Here is a 22,098-nt window from a genome sequence, read left to right as displayed (position 1 = left end):
TACTCCTCCTCTGGGTGCGTCCCGAGTCTAGGCCCGGATCCGGCGATCCGGCACGCGCCCGGGCACGAGATTGACAGTGCTTTGTCAGATTGACTAGCTTCGCGCCATGGAGCGTGACATCCCGATCTCCGCAGCGGCCGAGCGGCTGGACATGACCCCCCGAATGCTGCGCTACCGGGAGAGCCTCGGCCTGCTCCCGGTCACCAAGGAGCCGCCGTCCGGGCGTGGTCACCGGCACCGCCGCTTCTCCGAGGCCGACCTGCGCACCGTCTCAGCCGGCCTGGAGCTGGAGCGGCAGTACGACGTCACCCCGGCCGCCCTGGCCTTCGCCCTGCGGGTGCTCGCCGAACCGGCCACCATGGCGCGGGTGCGCGGCTACGGCGAGCGCCTCGGCCGGCTCGCACCGCCGCCGGCCCGTGCGCTGGACTTCGACCAGCAGAAGGCGCTCCGGCTGCTCGGCCGGCACTAGCGGCGCCGGAGGCACGGCGCGGCTCACCAGCCGGTGGCCTGCTGGATGTCGCGCTCCAGCATGGGTGCCAGGGTCCGGGCGAACGTCGCGGTGAAGTGGGCGTTGTCCCAGTACACCAGGACGTTGCCGATCACGACCGGGCAGCGGTCACCGGTGCACAGGTAGCGGCTGAGGTCGAGGAACGTAACGTTCTCCGGGACGCCGCGCACCGACTCCAGCGGCGACGTCTCGGCCATCGACGGTGCCGGCGACCCGACGCACTCGTCGGGACCGCGCGTCGCGACGCACTCCGGGGCCTGGAAGTCGAAACGGGGCGTGTCCCGGATCGCCAGCACGTCGATGCCGAGCCGGTCCAGTTCCGCCCACCGCTCCAGGTAGCCGTCGACCACCACCTCGCCGCCGAACCCGGCGTCGGTGTCGATGCTCGTGCTGGTCGCCGTGGTGAAGACCGCGTCCGGGCGCAGCTCCGCCAGCTCGGCCATCACCCCGTCGTTCCATTCGTGGCAGGTGGTGTACACCTCGCCGCGGTAGCGCTGCTCGGCCGGGGTGAACAGGCAGGCGCCCTTGATGATATTGACGATCCGCCAGTCGTTGTCGTCGGCGATCCGTTCCAGCGCGGGGAACCAGTGCGCGGCGTGCGAGCCGCCCACGAGCGCGATCGTCCGCTCCGGGTCGTCCGCCCCGTACGCGCAGGTGAGCACCTCCGCCGACTGGGTGCCCTGGTTGCAGCCGTCCGGGTAGGTGGCGGGGACGTCGTCGGCGGCCGTGGCCGGGTCCGGGTAGACCGGGAGGTCGCGGAGCGGTGCGTCCGCTCCGGCGTCGGTGAGGATCTGCGCGCCGGGGTAGTTGCCGACGTCGGCGACGAACGCCTCCCGCTCCCGCTGTTCCTCGGCGAGTCGCCAGGACCAGCCCCCGGCACCGGCGAGGACCGGCAGCAGGCAGGCCAGCCCGATCGCGAGCGAGCGCAGCGGGGTGGCCCGGTCCCGGACGAGCCGGCCGACCCCGGCGTCCACCAGCCACGTGGTCGCCGCGGCGAGCGCGAACGACAGCGCGAGGACGGCGGCGCCTCCGGTCAGGCTCGGCGTCGTCCGCCCGGTGACGGCGAGGTAGCAGACGAGCACCGGCCAGTGCCACAGGTACAGCGCGTAGGAGATGTCGCCGACGTAGTGCAGCGGACGCAGCCGGAGCAGCTGGTCGGCACCCACCCGGCTGCCGGTGGTCCCGGCGACGATCACCAGCACGGCGGCGCCGGTCGGCCACAAGGCGATGTAGCCGGGGAACATCGTGGAGACCTGGAGCAGCAGCCCGCAGGACAGCAGCAGCGCCAGGCCCGCCCAGCCGAAGATCACCCGCAGCCACGCCGGCACCCGCAGGTACGGCAGCGCGAGAGCGAGCAGCCCGCCGAGGGCCAGCTCCCACAGCCGGGCGCCGGTGTCGAAGTAGGCCCACCGCTGGTTCAGCTCGGTCGAGACGACGGAGTAGCCGAGGGACACCACGAACACCAGGGAGAGCGCGATCCCCACCGCCAGCCGCGGCGACCGCCCGGCCCGGGCGGCCACGAACGCCGCGACCCCGATGACCAGCGGCCACAGCAGATAGAACTGCCCCTGGATGGCGAGCGACCAGAAGTGCTGCACCGGGCTGGCGGAGTTGCTCTGCGCGAGGTAGTCGACGGCGTCGAGGGCCAGCTTCCAGTTCTCGTAGTACAGCCCGGCCGCGACCACCTCCGCGATCGCGGCCCGCCACCGGTCCGGCGGCAGGAACAGGAAAGTGGCGACCAGCACACCACCGAGCACCACCGCCGCGGCCGGGGTGAGCCGGCGGACCAGCTTCGTCCAGAACGCGACCACGTCGATCCGGCCGCGCCGCTCCACCATGCGCACCAGCGAACCGGTGATGAGGAAGCCGGTGAGCAGCAGGAACACGTCCACCCCGCCGGAGACGCGCCCCAGCCAGATGTGGTAGACGGCCACCAGCAGCACCGCGACGGCCCGCAGCCCCTGAATCTCGGGCCGGTACCCGCCCTGCGCCGCCGACGGAACCGGCCTCGGCGACTCGGACGGCCGCGCCGGGCCGGTCTCGGACGAGGTACTCGACGTACTCGACGGGGATTGCACCACTGCGGCGGATCACCTTCGTGGACGGGAGACGCCGCACGGAGGGCACGGCGAGAGGCACCAGAACACGGCGGCGGGTGGGGAAACCCGGCCGGAACCGCGTCCATGTCGGCCGACCATGATGCGCGAGAACCATGACATATCGGGGTGTACAGCGCCAACCAGTGGTGAATGTGCGGTCACGGAAGGATGACGGGATGCGGGGCATCGCCGGACGGCGTGGCGCGGTATGCGCTGGGTGACGGGGTGAACGGCGGACCCCCGATAAGCAACGAAGGCGGGCCACCGAGAGGCCCCGCGCCCGGCTCACCGACCCGCCGCGTGCCGGGTGCTGGTCCCACTTGTCACGCACGGCCCGGATCCCACGGTGGACGGCCGGTCACGACCTCGCGGCGAAGCCCGGGAGTCCGAGCCACCGCGAAGTCAGCCCCGAGGGAACACCCATCGCGTGGCAGCGACGCTCGCGGTTATCGCGACCGTCTGGCCAATGGCCTCGATCGCTGGCCTCTCCACCGCATACGCGAGCGCACGGGGATGCTCGGGCCGTCCGCCAGCAGATCGAGGGGTTAATCCCCGCGCGTGCGGGGCGCACGACCCGGACCAGTGGCAGCGGCGTGTGAAGCCGGGTTCATCCCCGCGCGTGCGGGGCGCACCACGCCGAGTGCGGCTTCCTGGCGAGGCCCTGGGGATCATCCCCGCGCGTGCGGGGCGCACTCTCGTTGACCTGCTGCTCCTTCACCCGGGAAAGCCCATTCCCGCAACTTTGCCACCCGCTCACCCTAGCGCCCGTCCGCGCCGCCCACTCCCATTCCTCCCGTCCCGCTGCCGGTTCCGGCCGTTCAGGTTTCCGGGGCGTTTCGCGGGTTACGGTTCCAGGCGTGAACACCCCACGCGGCCTTGACCTTGCTCTGAGCCGGTTCCCCGACAATGTGCGCCGTAGGCTCGCGGCGTTGGATCGGCTTCGGGAGATCTGGGCGGAACACCAGACCCGTCGGCCTCGGCATCGGTGGGCGGAGGATCGGCGGCGATTCTTCCGTCGGCATGTCGTCGAACTGCGGGCGCTCGCCGGGCTGCTGGATGCGAAGGTGGCTCGGGCGGAGCGGCTTTCGCGGGGTTGGGAGCGGCTGGACGTCAGCCCGGAGCTGCGGGAGCGGCTGAGCCAGGAGGAAGAGGCCCTGGTGCGCATGGCCTCGGAGTGCACCGCGGGTCAGCCGCTCACGGCGGACTATCTGGAGGCGCTCGCCCGCGAGATCCCCGACTTCGACGGGCCGCCCTCCCCCACCGAGCTGGCCGGTGCCTCGCTCGCCGAGGCGGCGTCGGTGGAGACGCACCCCGTCATCCGCGCGGCGCACATCCAGCTCATCTGCGAGACCGCCCTGGAGCCGGCCGTCACGGCCGGGCCCGCTCCGGGGCCTCCGGCGCACCGGCGGCCGTTGCCGTGGGCGATGGCGTCGCTGGCGCTGATGCGGTCGAACTATCCGCCGCTCGTCATGGACCACCGGCTGGCCGGGCAGCACGAGCGGGCCCGGTTCCAGGCCGGTGAGTGGGAGCGCCTGGTGGAGCTGACGTTGCTGCTCGCCGACCTGGAGACGGCCTCCCTGCGCGGCGAGCTGAGCTGGAGCGCCCAGCAGCGGGACCAGCCGCCGGTGAACACGGCCCCGCTGGCCACCGCCATCCAGCGCCGCGTCGTGGAGCATCTGCGCCACCAGGCCGCCTCGCTGGCGCTGGTGCTGCGGGAGCTGGACTCAGCAGCACGGTTCGCGGTGAGCGCGGGGGTTCCGGAGGGGGACCCGGTCCTGGAGGAGCGGCTGGACGCCGCCGCCGAGCGCGCGCTGTTCACCCGTGGGCCCGGCTGCTGGTGGGCGGCGCTGGACCTGACCGTCACCGACGGCACCCTGCGGCTGCTGATCGCGGTGCAGGACGTCGGGAATCCGGCGACCGGGGTTCTCGCGGTGACCGCCGACGCGCTGCTGCGCACGGCCGGGAGTCAGGGCGACGCACTGGACCTGGCGTGTACCGACTGCGTGACGCTCATCCCCACCGACGGCGCCGACGAGCGGTGGCCGGACGTGGCGGAGTTCGTCGATGACGCCGTCTCCCAGGCCGTGCACAGCCTGACCCAGGCGATGCGCTGAACGATGCGCTGAACGCGGTCGGCCGTGCCGCCGACCACGAGTCGGTGGCACGGCCGAATGGCGTCAGCCGCTCAGCGCCACCAGGAACAGCAGCAGGAGCAGGATGATGATGGCGATGAGCACCGCCGGGATGACCCAGCCCTGGCTCAGCACCGGATCCTCGGTCGGCCGGGCCTGCGGCCGCGGGGCCGGCTTGGCCGGTGGCCGCATCGGCGGGCGGGGCGCCTGGGTGTGCATCGGCTGGTTCGGGTAGGGCGCGTTCGGCCCCGTCATGGGCGGCGGCGCCATGCCCATCCGCCCGGTGACGCCGGGGTTCACCGGGCCCGGCATCGGCTGACCCAGCGGGGGCTGCGCGTGCGGCGGGCCGTAGCCGTTCTGCGGCGGCGTCTGCGGGCCGGTCATGGGCCGGGGTCCCATGCCCATGCCGCCGTGCGGCGGGGTGCCGTAGGGGAAGGGGGTCTGCGGTCCGCTGGGGGTGGCCGGCCCGTAGGGCGGGTACTGCGGGCCGCTGACACCGCCGGACTCGGCGATGCGCTCGCCTTCCGCCACCACCTCGTCGGTGGAGGGGGCCGCGGCGGGGTCCTCGTGGCCGAGCAGCCGCATGAGCAGCTGCTGGGCCGTGGGGCGCCGGCCGGGGTCCTTGTTGAGGCAGTCCTCGATGATGGCGCGCAGCGGTCCGGTGACTCCGGTGAGGTCCGGCGGAGCGGACACGACGCGGTGGACGACCGCCGGGACGCTGTCGGTGCCGAAGGGCGCGTTGCCGGTGGAGGCGTACGCCATGACGCAGCCCCAGGCGAACACGTCGACCTTGTCGGTGATCCCGCGGCCCTCGATCTGCTCCGGGGCCATGTAGGAGGGCGTGCCGACGATCGAGTTGGTCATGGTGGCGGTGCCGTCCACGACCCGGGCGATGCCGAAGTCGATCACCCGCGGCCCGTCCGGGCCGAGCAGCACGTTGCCGGGCTTGAAGTCGCGATGCACGATGCCGGCCTGATGGATGGCGACCAGGGCGGTGGCGGTCGACACCGCGAGCCGCTGCAGCCCGGCGCCCTTGCGCGGCCCCTCCTTCGCCACGGCCTCCTGGAGCGAGGGCCCCGCGACGTACTCGCTGACCACGTACGGCGGCTCGGCGTCGAGGTTGGCCTCGTGGATGGCGGCGGTGCAGAATGACGCGACCTTCTGGGCGGCGCGCACCTCCTTCTCGAACCGCTTGCGCAGGTCGGTGTCCTGGGACCACTCCTCGTTGAGCACCTTGACGGCGTACTCATCGCCGTCGCGGTCGCGGGCGAGGTACACGATTCCCTGACCGCCACGCCCCAGGCGTCCGACCACGCTGTAGTCGCCGAACGCCGTGGGGTCGTTCGGCGACAGCGATTCGGGACCGGGCATCAATCTCCTCCAGAGCGGTGGTGGGCGACGCTGGACGTGGCCTTCGCGGCGTTCCGGGCCCGGAAGCCTCCGACGAACACTCCCTAGCGCACGACCAGCGTACGTGTCAGCGGATCAACGCCATATGCCACAGCAAGATACAGAGTGGCGTAATCCGTTAGAGCGATCAAACCGGCCAGCCGTTCCATCGGATGGCGTCCTTCCGTGGAAACCGTGCTGACCGGCACCCCGCGTTCGGCCGCCGCCTGCTCGACGGCGCTCAGGGCGCGGGCGGTCTCCTCGGAGCCCTCCGCGTGGACGGGATCGCGCAGCAGGACGGCGCGGAGCCGGACCGGCCCCTCCTCGACGGGGTCGTCGAAGATGCTGCGCGGTCCGGTGCCGCCGAGCGGCCCGTCGAGGGCGGCGAGCTGGTCGTGCTCGACCCCGGGCACCCGGCCGCTCAGCGCCGGGTAGCGCGCGTTGGCGGCCAGCTGGGCGGCGAACCGGCGGGCGGCGAGTTCGGCGACCGGGCCGCCGCCCCACGCCAGCGGCAGCGTCCCGGCGAGTTCGAGGGCGAGGCTCTTGGCCGGGTTCTCGAACGTCTCGGCGGTCGGCCGGCACTCGTGCGCGATGCGCTCCAGCTGCCGGGCGGTGGCCTCGTAGGTCTCGCCCGGCACCGCGCCGCCCGTGACGTGCGCGGCGGCGGTGAGCAGCGGCACGGCGAGCGCCCACAGCGACATCCGTTCCTCGCCGCTCTCGGGGACGACCACACGCGGCGCGCGTCCCTGGTCGGCGAGGGCGGCCAGCCGCTCATCGGCCGGCCCGACGACCGCGAGCCGGCAGCCGCGGCGGATCGCCTCGGCGGCCAGCCGGACGGTCTGTTCGGTGGGGTCGCTCCCGCCGGCGGCGACCGCGATGACCAGGTCGTGACCGCCGACCCAGCCGGGCAGCGGGTGGTCGCGCACGGTGTGCACGGCGACGGGGCAACCGGGGCCGAGCAGCACGTCGAGCATCTCGCCGGCGAACGCGGCCGGCCCGCTGCCGACGACGACGATCGACCGCGGGCGGCCGTCGTCGGCGAGCACGTGCAGCGGCGCCTCCAGCGCGGCGGACCGGGCGACCCGGACCTGCGCCGCGGCCGAGGCGGCCTGGCGCAGCAGTCCGCCCGCGCCGTGCGTGGTCTCCGCGGAGAGGTCGTCGAGACGGGACTCGTCGAATTCCGGAGGCATCGGCCTCCCCCTCACTCACGTCGACCGGCGAATCCGCGGGGGCGCGGTTTTCGGTTCTCCCAGTTTGCCCCAGAAGCCGGGATTGACACACCTCGACGGCCCCGGGCGGCCGGGAACCGGCCCCGGACCGGCGGGGCGCCCGCCCGCCTCCGGGCGGCCGGACGCCCAGCGGCTACCGGATGCTGCGGGCCTCGTCGACGAGGAGCACGGGGATGCCGTCGCGGATCGGGTACGCCAGCCCGCTCTCGTCGCAGACGAGCTCCCCGGCCTCCTCGTCCAGGCGGAGCGGGGCCTTGCTCTTGGGGCAGGCCAGGATGTCGAGCAGCCAGGCGTCGATCTTGGTGGTCATGGGTCGGAGTCCCTGTGCTTCCCGGTTCGTGGTGGATCTCGGAGCGGTCTCCGAGACGGATGCGGCGGGTCAGCCGCGGATGATGCCGAGCACGTCGTCACGGAGCTTGGCCATGGCGGCCGGGTCCGGCGCCTCCACGTTGAGCCGCAGCAGCGGCTCGGTGTTGGAGGCGCGCAGGTTGAACCAGCTGCCGTCGGCGAACTCGACCGTCAGCCCGTCGAGGTGGTCGACGGAGGCCCCGGCGGTGCCGGCGTAGGCGTTCTCGACCGCGGCCATGCGGCCGGCCTGGTCATCGACCTCGGAGTTGATCTCGCCGGACCCGGCGTACCGGGAGTACTCGGCGGTGATCTCCGAGAGCGGCCGGGTGTCGCCGCCCAGGACCCGCAGGACGTGCATGGCCGCGAGCATGCCGGTGTCGGCCCGCCAGAAGTCGCGGAAGTAGTAGTGCGCGGAGTGCTCGCCACCGAACACCGCGCCGGTCTCGGCCATCGTCGTCTTGATGAACGAGTGGCCGACCCGGGTGCGCACCGGGTTCCCACCGTGCTCGCGCACGATCTCGGAGACGGCCCGGGAGGTGATCAGGTTGTGGATGACGGTCGCGCCCGGCTCCTTGGCCAGCTCCTGCACGGCCACCAGGGCGGTGATCGCCGACGGGGGAACGGGCTCGCCGCGCTCGTCGACGACGAAGCAGCGGTCGGCGTCGCCGTCGAAGGCCACCCCGATGTCGGCGCCGGTCTCCCGCACGGCCGCCTGCAGGTCCACGATGTTGTCGGGATCCAGCGGGTTGGCCGGGTGGTTGGGGAAGGTGCCGTCCAGCTCGAAGTACAGCGGCACGATCTCCAGCGGCAGGCCCGGCAGCAGCTGGTCGCCGAGCACGGCCGGCACGGTGTGGCCGCCCATACCGTTGCCGGCGTCCACCACGACCTTGAGCGGCCGGATGCCGGAGAGGTCGGCCAGCGAGCGCAGGTGGGCGGCGTAGTCGGCCAGCAGGTCCTGCTCGGTGACGGTTCCGCGCGGTCCGTCGTGCGGCGGGACGCCTTCCTCGGCCAGCGCCCGGATCTCGGCCAGCCCGCTGTCGGAACCGATCGGCGCCGCGCCCGCGCGGCACATCTTGATGCCGTTGTACTGCGCGGGGTTGTGGCTCGCGGTGAACATGGCGCCGGGGATGCCGAGGCTGCCGGCGGCGAAGTACAGCTGGTCCGTGGAGGCCAGACCGGCCGCGACGACATCGACGCCCTGTCCCGTCACGCCCTCGGCGAAGGCGGCCGCGAGACCGGGCGAGGAGGGGCGCATGTCGTGGGCCACCACGACGCGGTCCGCGCCGGCGACCCGGGCGAAGGCGGCGCCGATGACCCGCGCCGTGTCGGCGTCCAGGGTGTCGGGGACCACCCCCCGGATGTCATATGCCTTGAAGATCTGACCGAGGTCACCCACAGCTGCTCCGGACGGGTCGATGGACGGACCGAAGTGCGGGCGGCGGCCCGCAGTAGTCCAACGTACAAGACCGGGCGGAGGCCGCCTCGCGCGCGGGTGCCGCCGGTCCGGCTCAGGCGTCGCGCTGCGGACGGTGCTGGTCGCGGTGGTCGCGCTCGGGCCGGGCCGTCTCGGACTTCACCATCCGCAGATGGCCGCGGCGGTGCGTCTCGACCCCCTGGCCCACCGGCTCGGCGCCCTTCGGCGGACGCGCGGCCTCACGGACGGCGTTGGCCAGCGCCTCCAGATCGTCGCTGCCCGGCCCGCCCCCGGTGTTGTCGGCGGGCAGCCGGACCACCTCCCAGCCGCGCGGGGCGGTGAGGCGCTCGGCGTGCATGGCGCACAGGTCGTAGCAGTGCGGCTCGACGTAGGCGGCGAGCGGGCCGAGGACGGCGGTGGAGTCGGCGTAGACATAGGTGAGCGTGAAGACGGCTGGCTGCCTGCACGCGGTGCGTGAGCAGCGTCGTACAACGCTCACGGGCACAGACTGTATGCCTTTACCGTCCGGTGCGCCAGCATCCACCGGCTGTGTCCGGAGCCCGGACCACACCCGTTCCGCGACCGACACGTTGGATCGGCGCAGGGGCTGCACGAGGGGGCGCCGATGGCTTACGCTCGTATATGTGCGACGAGTGCGCCTTCACCGGCCTCAAGCCAACCCAGTGCGACGCAGAGACCGCCGTGGACGCGGGATCCGCGGCCCGATGACGCCGCCCGAGCTCCCCATGTCGCGGAGCAGGGCCCAGATGTTCGACGACCTCGTGCTCGACGCCGTCGAACGACTGGAGCGGGTGTGGGCCCGCGAGCTGGCCAACGTGGAGTTCCTTGTCGAGGACGTTCCGCGCGTGCCTCCCGGAGTGACGGCCGAGGACGGCATCCCGTTCTCCCGTCTGGAGACGGCCAGGTCCGGCCAGGCCCGCATCGTCGTCTACCGCCGCCCGGTCGAGATCCGCACCAAGGACCCCGAGGAAATGGCGCTCCTGGTGTACGACACCGTGGTCGAGGAGGTCGCCAACCTGCTCGGCCTGGAGCCCGAGACGGTCGATCCCGAAGCCTAGGGCTCGGCTGACACAAGGGTCTTATGGCCGGTGGTGATCCGGCTGAATGACCGGCGTGGTGTGACACCGTGAGCCGACCGAAGCGGTCCGGGCTCACCCCGGGCGCCGCCGGAGCCGAGGCGGCGGGCGTCCCGGCTCTCCCCGCACGACCCGCGCCCGTTCCCTCCGGTCACCGCACCACGCTGATCAGGCTGTCCGAGGTCGAGGGCAGCCGCACCGCCGACGGCGCCGGCCACAGCGGCTGCACGGCCGTGGCCTGCCCGTCTCCGGAGCCCTGGCGGAGCACCCGCGCGGCGTGGACGTCGCCGGAGCCGTCGGCCACCTCCACGAGCAGCACCCGCGTGGCGCCCGGCAGGTCGAGTTCGGGCGCCACCGTGTGACCGTCCGCGATCTCCACCTCCTGCGGGGTGCCCTGCTGACCGCGGGCCGAGACCGGCGTGACGACGACCCTGCCGCCCCGGCCAGGGGCCCCGAAGACCAGTTGCGTGGCGGTGCCGTCCGGCGTGGCGGGGACGACGGCCCGGCCGTCGAGCGGGCCGGCGAGCGGCGGGGTGGCCGCCGTGTAGGCGGTGTCGCCGGAGCGCTGGTAGGCGACTCCGACCACCACCGGCCGGTCGGACTCCACGACGAGCGTGCCGGGCCGCCGGCCGAGCGGCCCCTCGATGACGAGCGTGCTGGAGGCGGCCGGCGGGATCTCCAGCCGCTGTACGGCGTCCGTGACCTCGCCCTCGTCGGTGATCACCCGCACCGTGGCGGTGGCGGGATCGTCGCCGAGGGTGGCCGCGATGAGCTGCTTGTCGGCCTCGCCGGACGGGATGCCGGTGATGACGTGCCGTTCGGCGGGCGGCGTGGTGGCCGGAACCCAGTCCGCGCCGGTGTCGCCGCGCTCGGCGAACAACGAGGCCGCGACCCGGCCGGAGCTGGTGCGCACGTGGACGGCGACCGCGTTGGTGACCTCCACGAGGTCGTTGAGCGGGAGTTCGAGCTCGTCGTGGGCGGCGACGGTCACGCCTCGGGTGTCGTCGGAGAACGCCGGGCCGTCGGTGGCGTAGACGTCGACGTTGACGGTGGCGGCGGTGTCGTCCACGTTGGCGAGGAACAGCCGCAGATCGTCCAGCTCCTCGCCGCCGGGCGCGGTGAACCAGGTGCTGACGGACGGCTCGGGGCAGCGCACCTCGGTGGCGAACGGGTCGTCCCCGTGGCCGACCGTCGTCTGCACGACCTCCAGTCCGGCCGCGGCGCCGCCGTCGGCGCGCAGCACGGTGTGCCGGTCGTCGTCGGCCGCACTGTTCCACGGCCGCCCGGCCGCGCCGTCGCTTCCTTCGGGCGTGGCGGCCGCCTCATTGCGGACCGCCACCAGGCTGCCGCCGTCTTCGCCGTCGCCGACGGGAGCGAATGCGGCGGTCTCGCTCCGCGCGCCGTCACCGCCACGCGGCGCCGGGCAGGCGCGCACCGCCGACTCCACCCGGGTGACGACTCCCGACCGCTCCTCGGCGGCGCGGTCGGCCGCCGACGGTGCGGTCAGCGCGGCGACCCCGAACAGCGCCGCGAGCGCGACCATGACCAGCGCGAGCAGCGCGAACCGGTTCTCGACGATCAGCCTCACCTGACTGCGCTCCTGCTCCCTCGCTGTACCGCGCGGCGTCCCCTGCCGCCGCGTCCCCGCGTCCACCACTTGGTGCCTCCCGCGGCACGCCGGCGCCGCGGCCGGCGGGGCCGGGGGCGCTGGTGTTCCGCCTGCTGCCGCGTCTCCTCTTCGGTGCGCGCGCCCGGGAGCGCGAGCACCACGACGGCGAGGAAGAGCACTCCCTGCACCACGAGCCAGACCTGCCGGGCCGCACCGGTGCGGGTGATCTCCAGCTGCCCACCGGACTCGGGGAGTTCGAAGGTCTGCAATCCCAGCGGAGACGCCGCTCCGCTCAGTTCGGCTCCGTCCAGGGTGGCGCGCCAGCCGCCGTCGGCGGGTTCGGCGAGGACGAGGGTGCGCGGCCCGTCCCCCGCGGGAACCTCGGCCGCGGCGTCGACCGCTCCGGATTCCAGCACGACCGGCTCGGCGGCCTCGGCCGCCTCCGGTGTGTCCGCACCGTCACCGGCCAGCACGTCCGGTGCGCCTTCGGTCCCGGTGTCGAGGATCCGCAGGCGCCCGGTCGGCTCGTCCAGCCGCCACAGGGCGAAGTCGGTGTTGAGCTGCAACCGGCTGAGGCCGGGCGTGCCGTCCATGGTGTCCACCAGCGTGACGTCCACGCCGTCGTCGACCTGTGGCGCGGGAACCAGCACGTAGCGGATGCCGAACTGCGCGAGGGTCCCGGCCTCGTCGCCGCCGCGGCCGGCGCTGAGGGCCGCCACCACGGAGTCGAGGTGGGCCCGCACGTTCTCATCGGTGGGGATCTGCGGTTCGCCCATCCGGGGTTCCCTGCCGCGCAGCACGCTGTACTGCACGGTCCCGTCGGCGGCGGGAGCCACCACGAGGGTGCGCGCCTGGGTGCCGTCGTCGCTGAGGGACGCCAGGAACGGCGGGATGGCCGGGCGGGCGTCGCCGGTGAGCGGCCCCTGCACGCCGTTCCACATCCACACCCCGGCCGCCGCCACCGGCGTGGTGAGGGCGAGCGCCGCGAGCGCCAGCGAGAAGATCCGGCGCAGGCCGCCCAGCCGGTACAGATCGCCGAAGGACTGCGCGGCGATGGCCGCGGACAGCAGCATGGCGGTGGCGGCGAACGCGATGGCCACGCCCGGCCACGCGGCGGCGACCGGGCCGCCCTGCGGCGGGGCGAGCGTGATCCTGCTGACCACGATCGCCACCAGGACGCCGAACAGCGCGACGCTCCAGCCGACGGCGACGAGCATGCGCCGGCGAAGCAGCAGCAGGGCGCACAGCGCGGCCGCGATGAACCCGCCGGTGATCCAGATCGGCGGCAGGCCGGGGCCGCCGGGCGACAGCAGCAGCAGCGCCGACGCCGAGAGCCCGGCATCGGACAGGTCCGGGCGGTGCAGCCCGGCCTCCAGCAGCCACAGCGAGGGGTGCCGGAACAGGTCGAGGGTCCAGGGCAGCAGCAGCACCAGCGGGGCGAGCAGCGCGATGGCCAGGCTGACGAGCAGCCGGCGGCCCACGTGCCCGAACGCCACGGCGATGAGCGCGCCGGTGACCAGGGCCAGCACCCACACCAGCGGCACGAACGCCATGGCCACGGAGAGGAAGAGGGCGAGCGCCCATGCCGACCGCCGCGACTGGCGTGGCGGCAGCGTGATCATGCGGGTGATCAGGATGCCGAGCACCGGGAAGATCGCGTGCACGAGCGCGGTTCCGAGCCGGCCCTGGGCGACCGCGCCGGTGGCTACCGGCAGCAGGGCGTAGGACCCGGCCATCCACAGTTGCGCGGCGCGGACGTGCAGCACCCGGCGGGCCAGCAGGTAGGCGGTGAAGCCGGCCAGCGGCACGCAGCCGAGCAGGATCACGGTGACGGCGAGCTGCGGCTGACCGAGGGCGATGGTGGACAGGACCGCCAGCATGCCCACGTACGGGGGCGCGACCGCGGCGGAGCCGAGCCCGACGTCGTGCCAGCTCGCGAAGTACATGCTCCACAGGTCGCCGGCGTCGCCGGTCACCGGCGGCAGCGCGCCGCCGGCCAGCCGGCCGCCGAGCAGCAGCGAGCGCTCGGCCACCAGCGAGACGACGACGAGGCCGGTGACGAGCAGCACGCCGGGGTGGGTGATGACGCGGCGCAGCAGGCTCTGGTCGTCGCGCAGCGGGTCGTCCTCCTCCGGCGGGCCGGTGGTGACGGCCTGGTGCCGGCCCGGTGTGTCCAGCGCCGGTGAGCCGGAGAGCACGTTGCCGACGAGGTCGGCGAACTGCCGCATGGCGATGCCGTGGGCGAGGAACGGCTGGATGGCGCTGTAGGTGCGCCGCCGGTTGCGGCGCCGCCGGAACCGCGCGCGGACCAGCCGGAACGGCGTCAGGTACACCAGCGTGATCGCGACCGCCTCGTCCAGCGCGTTGGCCGGCTGTTTGGCGACCAGGTACATCAGCACCCGGAGCAGTGAGGCGACGGAGTTGCGCAGCAGCGCGCCGACCATCGCGCCGAACGGCATGTTGGCCAGCAGGACGAAGAGCGCGTTGCGGCGGTCGATCCGGCGCGGGTGGTCGCTGGTGGCGCTGAGGCGGCGGCGCCGGCGGGCGGCGGCCTCGGCGTGGTAGGCGACCGCGTCGGTGACGACGAGCACCCGGTGCCCGGCGCCGCCGGCCCGCCAGCACAGGTCGATGTCGTCCCGGAAGAGCGGCAGGCCGGGATCGAACCCGTCGAGCGTCTCCCAGACGTCGCGGCGCACCAGCATGCCGGCGCTGGAGACGGCGAGCACCTGGCGGGTGCCGTCGTGCTGGCCCTGGTCGTACTCCCGCGGCTCCAGGCCGGTCTCGCGCCGGCCGGCGCCGTCGATGGTGACGCCGGCCTCCACGAGCACCCGCCGGTCGAACCAGTCGCGAAGTTTGGGGCCGAGGATGGCGGCTCGGGGGTCGTCGTCGGCCGCGGCGAGCAGGTGACGCAGGGCGTCGGGCTCGGGGGTGCAGTCGTCGTGGACGAGCCAGACCCACTCGGTGGCCCCCTCCGCCGCCGGGTACTCCGTCCGGGACCGCGGGTGCTCCAGGGCGGCGCGCACGGCCTCCCCGAAACCGGTGTCCCGGGGGAGGGTGAGGATGGCCTCGGGGGCGATGTACTCGGCGAGGATGGCGCCGCTGCGGTCACGGCTGCCGGTGTCGACTCCCACCACCCGCTGCACCGGCCGCGACTGTCCGCGTACGGCCTCCAGTGTCTCGGGCAACCAGCGGGCGCCGTCATGCGTGACCACGACGGCCGTGACGATGTGACGGGCGGGGTCCTGGGGTAGCACGTCGGGTGTTCGGCTCTCGGGATCAGTGTGTGGACGAAACGACCATTGCGGTCATGACGCTAACGGCAGATCACGATACGCCACCGCGCGTGTCCCCGTGGCTGCTCCTCCGGGTCCGTCGGCGCCACGGCCGAACCGGAACCGTTCCGGAACCCGGCCGGAACCGGCACGCAAGCCGCGCGGAAGGCGGACGGAAGCGCGGAGCGGCGATCCGGTGATCATCCGAGGTCGGCGGCCGTTTCGGGATGCCGCATCACCATTCATTCCGGTAAAGAGCGGCCAAAAAAAGACCCGCGTCCCGGACAAAACGTCCGGAACGCGGGCTGCGTCCCCCGCCGGCTACAGCATGTCCGTCAGAAAATCGAAATCCTGACCGGCCGCTTTCTTCAGCCTGCGGCGCTCGCGTTCGGAGAGTCCCCCCCAGATGCCGAAGCGCTCATCGTGCTCCAGCGCGTATTCCAGGCACTCCGCCCGTACCTCGCACGACTGGCAGACCTTCTTCGCCTCCCGTGTCGAGCCGCCCTTCTCGGGGAAGAACGCCTCGGGATCGGTCTGCGCGCACAGGGCACGTTCCTGCCAGCCCAGATCTTCATCTGCGCCGTGCGCCAGCGGGATAACCTCGCTCATGCGCACCTCCTATTGCCCCCCTCGATGTACCCTCCCATTCGGCCCCCGGGAGGGTGGAATCACACCATGAAATTACACGCGCGTGTCTCGCTATACGTCAAGCACGTTGCGTGGTAATCCCCTGAATATCACGTAACAAACAATGGATCTCGTTCGCGCGCGGCGACTCAGCGGATTACCACACGTTTTCCGTGGCGTGTCGAGGGCCGACCGGGTCAGCGCCGGTCGTCGTCGCGGTACCAGCCCTGAGGACGGTCGTCCCGCTCCGCACCCGGGCGTCGCTGCTGGTCACCACCGTAGCCGCCCTGCTCGCCGCCGTAGGGGGCGGGGGTCTCGTGCGGCTGCTGGCCCGGGTACGACCCGGCGGCGCCGTACTGCGCACCGTAGCCGGGGTCGACCCGCATGGTGGCCTCGGAGTCGGCCTGGTCGCCCTGCTGGCCGCCGGGCTGCGCCTGACCGCCGCCGGGGGCGCCCTGCTGGTACCAGCCGTACTGGATGGCGTCCTGCGCGGCGCGCTCGCCGGAGGAGCCGGGCGGCTGTTCCGGGAAGGCGCCGGTGTTCCCGGCCAACGGCGACTGCACCATGGTGGCCTCGGAATCGGCGGTGCCGTAACCCGCGCCGCCCGTTCCGGACGTGCCGGAGGCGTCCGCCGGCTGCTGCCCGGTGTACGGCTGGTCGCCGTAGCCGCGCTGTTCGCCGGACGGGGCGGTGTAGCCGGGCGCCGATCCGTAGCCGCCGTACCCGGCCTCCGCGCCGGTGTAACCGGGCTGGCCGGCGTAGGGCGGCTGCTGGGCGGACCAGCCCTGCGACTGCTGAGACTCCGCGGAGGAGGCGGAACTCCAGTCCTGGCCCTGCTGCTGCCCGCCCGTCTGCGGGTAGCCGGCGGCCTGCGCGTACTGCTGCCCGTAGGACGGCTGGGCCCCGGTCTGGGGGTAGCCGGGCTGGCTCTGCTGCGGGTCGGCGGCGGCCTCCTGCTGCTGGGCCGCGTACGACGGCTGGGCCCCGCTCGGCTGGGCGTAGCCCTCCTGCGGCCAGCCCTGGCGGCCGGCGCCCGTCTGGTTCGGGTCGCCGTAGCCCGGCTGCTGGTACCCCTGCGCGCCGACCTGGAAGCCCTGGCCGGTCTGGTTGGGGTTGGGCTGCGCGAACGAACCCTGGGCGCCGGTCGGCGGCCCGTACCCCACCTGGGGGCCGCTCTGCCCGTACGGACCGGCCGCCTGCTGCGGCACCCGCGGGACCAGGTTCTGGTCGCCGAAGACCCGCAGCAGCACCAGGCCGGCGAAGGCGAGCACGCCCAGCTGGGCGCCGGTGCGGAAGAAGTGACCGAAGCCGACGGCGATGGCGTCGACGTTGGCGACGAATCCCATGATCAGGGTGATGAGCCCGAAGACGGCGCCCACGCCCAGCAGGATGAGGGCGGTGAGCACGATCCCGAACACGCGCGGGGACTTCTCGCGCTGGGTGACCACGAGGGCCACGGCCCCGAGGATCATGGCGACCGTGACCACGCCGAGGAAGGTCTCGCGCTGGGAGACGAGTTGGCCGGGGATGTTCGTCCCGCCGTAGGCACCGGCGGACCCGAACACGAAGATAAGGCCGGCGAGCATCTGCACGGCCACGGCGCCGAGCAGCACCCACGCGGCGGGCTCTCGCAACCGTTGGATGGTGTCGTTGTTCAAGAGAGGGTTCCCCTCCGCTGCTTCGCTGTCGCGTCGGTGGAAGCTTTGCATATCGTCAGGTTGTCAGTGAATCGGGCGGGAGACGCGGAAAAAGGGCGACGGCGCCGGTCCGGCCCGGACCCGTGGGATCGTCCCTGCCGCGGGAGCGGCGGATCGGCGGCCGGGCGGCCGTGGAACCACGGCGCCGGGTGTCCGCCGTGCGCCCCACGATGCCGCCCGCGTGACTCCGGTGGGAGGAGCGGCATCACCGGCACCGGCCTCAGGGGGCACGGCACATACACCGCTCCACCCTGCCAGACTTGTGCCCATGCGGATAGTCGTGCTGGCAGGCGGTATCGGAGGGGCGCGTTTCCTGCGCGGCCTCCGGTCGACCCTGGCCGAGGAGACGAACAACCCGGGCAGCGGGATCATAACGGTCATCGGCAACACGGGTGACGACATCACCCTGTTCGGCCTGCGCATCTGCCCCGACCTCGACACCGTCATGTACACGCTCGGTGGCGGGATCAACGAGGAACAGGGCTGGGGCCGTTCCGACGAGACCTTCACCGTCCGGGAAGAACTCGCCGCCTACGGCATGCGGCCGCAGTGGTTCGGCCTGGGCGACCGTGACGTGGCGACGCACATCGTGCGCACGCAGATGATGGCGGCCGGTTACCCGCTCTCGGCGGTCACCGAAGCGCTGTGCGACCGCTGGCGGCCCGGGGTCCGGCTACTGCCGATGACCGACGACCGGGTCGAGACGCACGTGGTGGTCGATGACGAGGAGGGCCGGCGGGCCATCCACTTCCAGGAATGGTGGGTGCGGCACCGCGCCGCGATCCCGGCCCGGGAGATCGTCAGCGTGGGCGCGGCCGACGCCAAGCCCGCCCCCGGGGTGCTGGAGGCGATCGCGGAGGCCGACGTCGTGCTGCTGCCGCCGTCCAACCCGGTGGTCAGCGTCGGCTCGATCCTCGGCGTGCCCGGGATCCGCGACGCGGTGGCCGCCAAGACGGTCGTCGGTGTCTCCCCCATCATCGGCGGCGCGCCGGTGCGCGGCATGGCCGACGCCTGCCTGTCCGCGATCGGCGTGGCCAGCACCGCCGGGGCGGTCGCCGGGCACTACGGCGCGGACCTGCTGGACGGCTGGCTGGTGGACGATGCCGACGCCGGGACCGAGGTGGCGGGCATCGCCGTGCGGTCCCGCCCGCTGTACATGACCGGCCCCGAGGCGACCGCCGCGATCGCCCGGGCGGCCCTGGACCTCGCGGTCGAGCTGAAGGAGCGCCGCGCGTGACCGAAGTCAGCGTCCACGGAGTGACCGGGCTGCCCGAGATCGGACCGGGCGACGACCTCGCCGGCATGGTCGCCGCGGCGGCGCAGCCGCGTGACGGCGACATCCTGGTGGTCACCTCCAAGGTGGTCAGCAAGGCCGAGGGGCGGCTGCGCCGCATGGAGCGCGCCGCCGCGGTGGACGCCGAGGCGGTACGGGTGGTGGCCCGGCGCGGGCGCACCCGCATCGTGCAGACCCGGCACGGCCTGGTGATGGCCGCCGCGGGGGTGGACGCCTCCAACGTCCCGCCCGGTCATGTGCTGCTGCTGCCCGAGGATCCCGACGCCTCGGCCCGCCGGCTCCGCGCCGAGCTGCGCGACCGGCTGGGCGTGCGCGTCGCGGTCGTGGTGTCGGACACCTTCGGTCGGCCGTGGCGGGTCGGGCAGACTGACATCGCCATCGGCGCCGCCGGGCTGAACCCGCTGGAGGACCTGCGTGGCCGCGCCGACGCGTTCGGCAACGTGCTCGACGTCACCGTGAACGCGGTCGCCGATGAGATCGCCGCCGCCGGTGAACTGGTCAAGGGCAAGCTCAGCGGGGTGCCGGTGGCGGTGCTGCGCGGCCTGGCGCACCTGGTGACCGAGGAGGACGGCCCGGGGGCCGCGGCGCTGGTGCGCACCGCCGACAAGGACATGTTCCGGTACGGCTCGCGCGACGTCATGGCCGCGCGGCGGACGGTCCGGGAGTTCACCGCCGACCCGGTCGACCCAGAGGCGGTGCGCCGGGCGGTGGCCGCGGCGCTGACCGCGCCCGCGCCGCACCACACGGTGCCGTGGCGGTTCATCCTGGTGGAGTCCGCCGAGACGCGCAAACGGCTGCTCGACGCCATGCTGGCCGCCTGGCAGGCCGACCTGCGGGCCGACGGGTGGGACGAGGCGGCCGTCGCCCGGCGGACCCGGCGCGGCGATGTGCTGCGCCGCGCGCCCTACCTCGTGGTCCCGTGCCTGGTGGCCGACGGCGCCCACGCCTACCCCGACGAGCGGCGGGCCGCAGCCGAGGAGGCCATGTTCCTGGTGGCCATGGGGGCGGGCGTGCAGAACCTGCTGGTCGGCCTGGCGATGGAGGGGCTGGGCTCGGCCTGGGTCTCCTCGACGCTGTTCTGCCCGGGCACGGTTCGCGAGACGCTGGCACTGCCGGCCGACTGGCGGCCGATGGGCGCCGTCGCGGTCGGCCACCCGGCCGCGCCCCCGGGGGAACGCCCGCCCCGTGACCCGGAGGCGTTCATCGAGGTGCGGTAGCCGGGTGAGTCCGGCGCCGTCGGCGATCGGGGCGTTCGGCCGGGCGGGACCGGCCGCCCGCCGTGATCCGCCATCGCGTAACCGGCTCCGCGCCCGTCACCTCGCCATGGGAGCGGCCCCCGCCGGGTCGGCGCGGGGCGCCCCTCGGGCCGCCCCGGCGGATGCGGCATCGCGCGGGCGCTGAACGAACGCGTCCCCGGCATCCACGTCCACGCCTTCAGCCCCATGGAAGTCGCCAACGGCGCGGCACGCACCGCCCCCCCCCGTCCGCGAATGGCCGATCCGGGCAAGAGAGCGGCCGGACGGGTCCGGTCCGCGGCACGGTTCGCGGGAGGCGCCGCCCGCGCCACTTCGGCGGCCCGGGCCGGATCCCGTGCCCGGTGACCTGGCGATCCGCATAGAGTCAAGGAGTAGAGGCTGCACGGGGGCGGGGCGCGGCTCCGGCGTCGGGGAGGCACGCTTGACCGAAGACGAGTACATCCTGGCCGGCCTGCTCGTCATCCTCGTGGTGCTCGTCGGACGGCTGCTCGCGCCGCGGCTGCGGCTGCCGGACGCGGTGGTGCTCGTCCTGCTCGGCTTCGCGGTGAGCTTCCTGCCGGGGATGCGCGGCCTGCACGTATCGCCGGAGGTCGTGCTGCTGGTCTTCCTCCCGCCGCTCATCTACAACGCCGCGTTCTTCTCGTCGCCGCGCGAGATGCGGGCCGAGGCGCGCCCCATCGTGACGCTCGCCGTGGGCATGACCCTGATGACGGCGTTCGCCGTCGCCGCGGTCACGTTCATGCTGCTGCCGAACACCGACTGGCCCGCGGCGATCGCGCTCGGCGCCGCCGTCGCGCCCACCGACGCCGTGGCCGCCTCGGCGGTCCTGCGGCGGGTGGGCGCGCCCCGCCGCGTCGTCACCATCCTGGAGGGCGAGAGTCTCATCAACGACGGGGTGGCCCTCACCCTGTTCAGCCTGGCCATCACCGCCATGACGGCCGAGCTCACCTTCGGGGACAGCCTGCTGGAGCTGGTCAAGGTGGTGCTCGGCGGCGTCGCCTTCGGCCTGGTCATCGCCAAGCTGGTGATGTGGTCGCGCGGCCGGCTGCACGACGGCAACACCCAGCTCGTGGTGTCGCTGGTCACCCCGTTCGTCGCCTACATCCCGGCCGAACTGCTGGGGTTCTCCGGCGTGCTCTCGGCCGTGGTCGCCGGTTTCCTGCTGGGCACCCGCGGCGAGGGCATCCTGCCGCCCCGGGTGCGGGTGACCGGACGGACCGTCTGGCAGGGACTCGTGATGCTGCTGGAGTCGATCCTCTTCGTCCTGCTCGGGCTGCAGTTGCACGAGGTGCTGGACGAGGTCGTGGGCCGGTCGATGGCCGAGCTGGCGGTCACGTCGGTCGCGGTCATCGGCACCGCCGTGGCGTTCCGGCTGCTGTGGGAGGTCGTGGTGACACCGGTGGCGCGGCACCTCCCGGATCGGCTGCGCCTGGACCCCGGTCCGATCCGGCACCGGATCATCATCGGGTGGAGCGGGATGCGCGGCGCGATCTCGCTGGCCATCGCGCTGTCCCTGCCACTGACGATCGGCGACGCGCCCTTCGCCGACCGCAACGTGCTGATCTTCCTCGCCGCCGGCGTGGTCCTGGCGACGCTGGTCGGCCAGGGCATGACGCTGCCCCTGGTACTGCGACGGCTGCGGATCACCCAGGACAGCCGCGCGCGGCACGAGATCGCGCTCGCCGAGGTCGCCATGGGCCGGGCCGCGCTGACCCGCATCGACGAACTGCTGGCCGACGACCAGGTCGACTCGCTGGCCGCCGAGACCTACCGCCAGATGTACAAGCTGCGGGTGCGGCAGTCCCGGGCGATGCTGGAGATGACCGGCGGCGACCGCTCGGCCCTGCACCACGTGAAGGGCACGGTGTTCCTGAAGCACGAACTGGCCGCCGCGCAGCGCGCAGCGCTGTCGAAGCTGTACCGCAAGGGCGAGATCAGCCACGAGGTGTACCAGGCGCTGCAGCGCGAACTCGACCTGCAGGAGCCGCACCGCCCGCGCTGAGCCGCCGCTTTCGCCGACCCCGGAACGGGAGGATCCGCGCCGGATTCCGGCGGTCCGGACCGATGCGTCCGGTGCTGTACCCTCGGTGCTCGCCACCGCCGCCGGAGCCGCGCGCCGGCGGCCCA

Annotated in this window: 16 protein-coding genes; 6 read left to right on the top strand and 10 right to left on the bottom strand. The window is 73.5% G+C overall.

Annotation, left to right across the window (positions count from 1 at the left end):
* Window positions 1-106: 106 nt before the first annotated feature.
* Window positions 107-469, top strand: coding sequence for a MerR family transcriptional regulator (locus ACFQRF_RS07220; protein ID WP_379869893.1), 363 nt, complete (start codon window positions 107-109; stop codon window positions 467-469).
* Between the two features lie 23 nt (window positions 470-492).
* Here the strand turns inward: ACFQRF_RS07220 and ACFQRF_RS07215 are convergent, their stop codons facing one another.
* A complete protein-coding gene (locus ACFQRF_RS07215) occupies window positions 493-2,586 on the bottom strand; it encodes an acyltransferase family protein (protein WP_379870413.1) in 2,094 nt (697 codons plus the stop codon).
* Between the two features lie 878 nt (window positions 2,587-3,464).
* On the opposite strand from ACFQRF_RS07215, the gene ACFQRF_RS07210 reads away from it, so the two are divergent.
* Window positions 3,465-4,721, top strand: a complete 1,257-nt coding sequence (locus ACFQRF_RS07210; protein WP_379869891.1) for a hypothetical protein — start codon at window positions 3,465-3,467, stop codon at window positions 4,719-4,721.
* A gap of 63 nt (window positions 4,722-4,784) precedes the next feature.
* On the opposite strand, the gene ACFQRF_RS07205 is transcribed toward ACFQRF_RS07210, so the two are convergent.
* The 5 genes from ACFQRF_RS07205 to ACFQRF_RS07185 all read right to left on the bottom strand — a co-directional run bounded on the left by ACFQRF_RS07205 (window position 4,785) and on the right by ACFQRF_RS07185 (window position 9,618).
* Window positions 4,785-6,110, bottom strand: a complete 1,326-nt coding sequence (locus ACFQRF_RS07205) for a serine/threonine-protein kinase (RefSeq protein ID WP_379869890.1) — start codon at window positions 6,108-6,110, stop codon at window positions 4,785-4,787.
* An 83-nt stretch (window positions 6,111-6,193) separates the two neighbouring features.
* Complete coding sequence (locus tag ACFQRF_RS07200) at window positions 6,194-7,318, bottom strand: SIS domain-containing protein (RefSeq protein ID WP_379869889.1); 1,125 nt, start codon at window positions 7,316-7,318, stop codon at window positions 6,194-6,196.
* Between the two features lie 172 nt (window positions 7,319-7,490).
* Entirely contained in the window at window positions 7,491-7,667 is a 177-nt protein-coding gene (locus tag ACFQRF_RS07195) for a Trm112 family protein (RefSeq protein ID WP_379869887.1), read from the bottom strand.
* A 69-nt stretch (window positions 7,668-7,736) separates the two neighbouring features.
* On the bottom strand, window positions 7,737-9,101 hold the full coding sequence (locus tag ACFQRF_RS07190; protein ID WP_379869886.1) for a phosphomannomutase/phosphoglucomutase: 1,365 nt from the start codon (window positions 9,099-9,101) through the stop codon (window positions 7,737-7,739).
* A 112-nt stretch (window positions 9,102-9,213) separates the two neighbouring features.
* Window positions 9,214-9,618 carry a DUF3499 domain-containing protein gene (locus tag ACFQRF_RS07185; RefSeq protein ID WP_379869885.1) on the bottom strand — a complete coding sequence of 135 codons (405 nt, stop codon included), beginning with the start codon at window positions 9,616-9,618 and terminating at the stop codon, window positions 9,214-9,216.
* A 184-nt stretch (window positions 9,619-9,802) separates the two neighbouring features.
* Between ACFQRF_RS07185 and ACFQRF_RS07180 the strand changes: the two genes are divergently transcribed.
* Entirely contained in the window at window positions 9,803-10,198 is a 396-nt protein-coding gene (locus tag ACFQRF_RS07180; protein ID WP_379869884.1) for a metallopeptidase family protein, read from the top strand.
* 169 nt (window positions 10,199-10,367) lie between these two features.
* On the opposite strand, the gene ACFQRF_RS07175 is transcribed toward ACFQRF_RS07180, so the two are convergent.
* From ACFQRF_RS07175 to ACFQRF_RS07160, 4 genes are all read right to left on the bottom strand, one after another.
* Window positions 10,368-11,804: a DUF5719 family protein gene (locus ACFQRF_RS07175; RefSeq protein WP_379869882.1), complete on the bottom strand. Its 1,437-nt coding sequence runs from the start codon at window positions 11,802-11,804 to the stop codon at window positions 10,368-10,370.
* Window positions 11,801-15,079 (bottom strand): glycosyltransferase, encoded by a 3,279-nt coding sequence (locus ACFQRF_RS07170; protein ID WP_379869881.1) that lies wholly within the window; start codon window positions 15,077-15,079, stop codon window positions 11,801-11,803. Before ACFQRF_RS07170 ends, ACFQRF_RS07175 begins: the two co-directional genes overlap by 4 nt.
* A 339-nt stretch (window positions 15,080-15,418) precedes the next feature.
* On the bottom strand, window positions 15,419-15,706 hold the full coding sequence (locus ACFQRF_RS07165; RefSeq protein WP_114397873.1) for a WhiB family transcriptional regulator: 288 nt from the start codon (window positions 15,704-15,706) through the stop codon (window positions 15,419-15,421).
* Window positions 15,707-15,921: 215 nt separating this feature from the next.
* Entirely contained in the window at window positions 15,922-17,382 is a 1,461-nt protein-coding gene (locus ACFQRF_RS07160) for a hypothetical protein (protein ID WP_379869879.1), read from the bottom strand.
* 307 nt (window positions 17,383-17,689) lie between these two features.
* Between ACFQRF_RS07160 and cofD the strand changes: the two genes are divergently transcribed.
* The 3 genes from cofD (at window position 17,690) to ACFQRF_RS07145 (ending at window position 21,973) form a co-directional block, all read left to right on the top strand.
* Complete coding sequence (gene cofD, locus ACFQRF_RS07155; RefSeq protein WP_379869878.1) at window positions 17,690-18,658, top strand: 2-phospho-L-lactate transferase; 969 nt, start codon at window positions 17,690-17,692, stop codon at window positions 18,656-18,658.
* Window positions 18,655-19,932 carry a coenzyme F420-0:L-glutamate ligase gene (locus ACFQRF_RS07150; protein WP_379869876.1) on the top strand — a complete coding sequence of 426 codons (1,278 nt, stop codon included), beginning with the start codon at window positions 18,655-18,657 and terminating at the stop codon, window positions 19,930-19,932. The genes cofD and ACFQRF_RS07150 overlap by 4 nt, the downstream gene beginning before the upstream one ends.
* A gap of 460 nt (window positions 19,933-20,392) precedes the next feature.
* Window positions 20,393-21,973: a Na+/H+ antiporter gene (locus tag ACFQRF_RS07145; protein ID WP_379869875.1), complete on the top strand. Its 1,581-nt coding sequence runs from the start codon at window positions 20,393-20,395 to the stop codon at window positions 21,971-21,973.
* Window positions 21,974-22,098 lie beyond the last annotated feature (125 nt).

Origin of the sequence: Marinactinospora rubrisoli, assembly GCF_042664915.1 — a bacterium.
GTDB classification, from domain to species: Bacteria; Actinomycetota; Actinomycetes; order Streptosporangiales; family Streptosporangiaceae; genus Marinitenerispora; species Marinitenerispora rubrisoli.
This window is presented reverse-complemented; position numbering and strand designations above follow the sequence as displayed.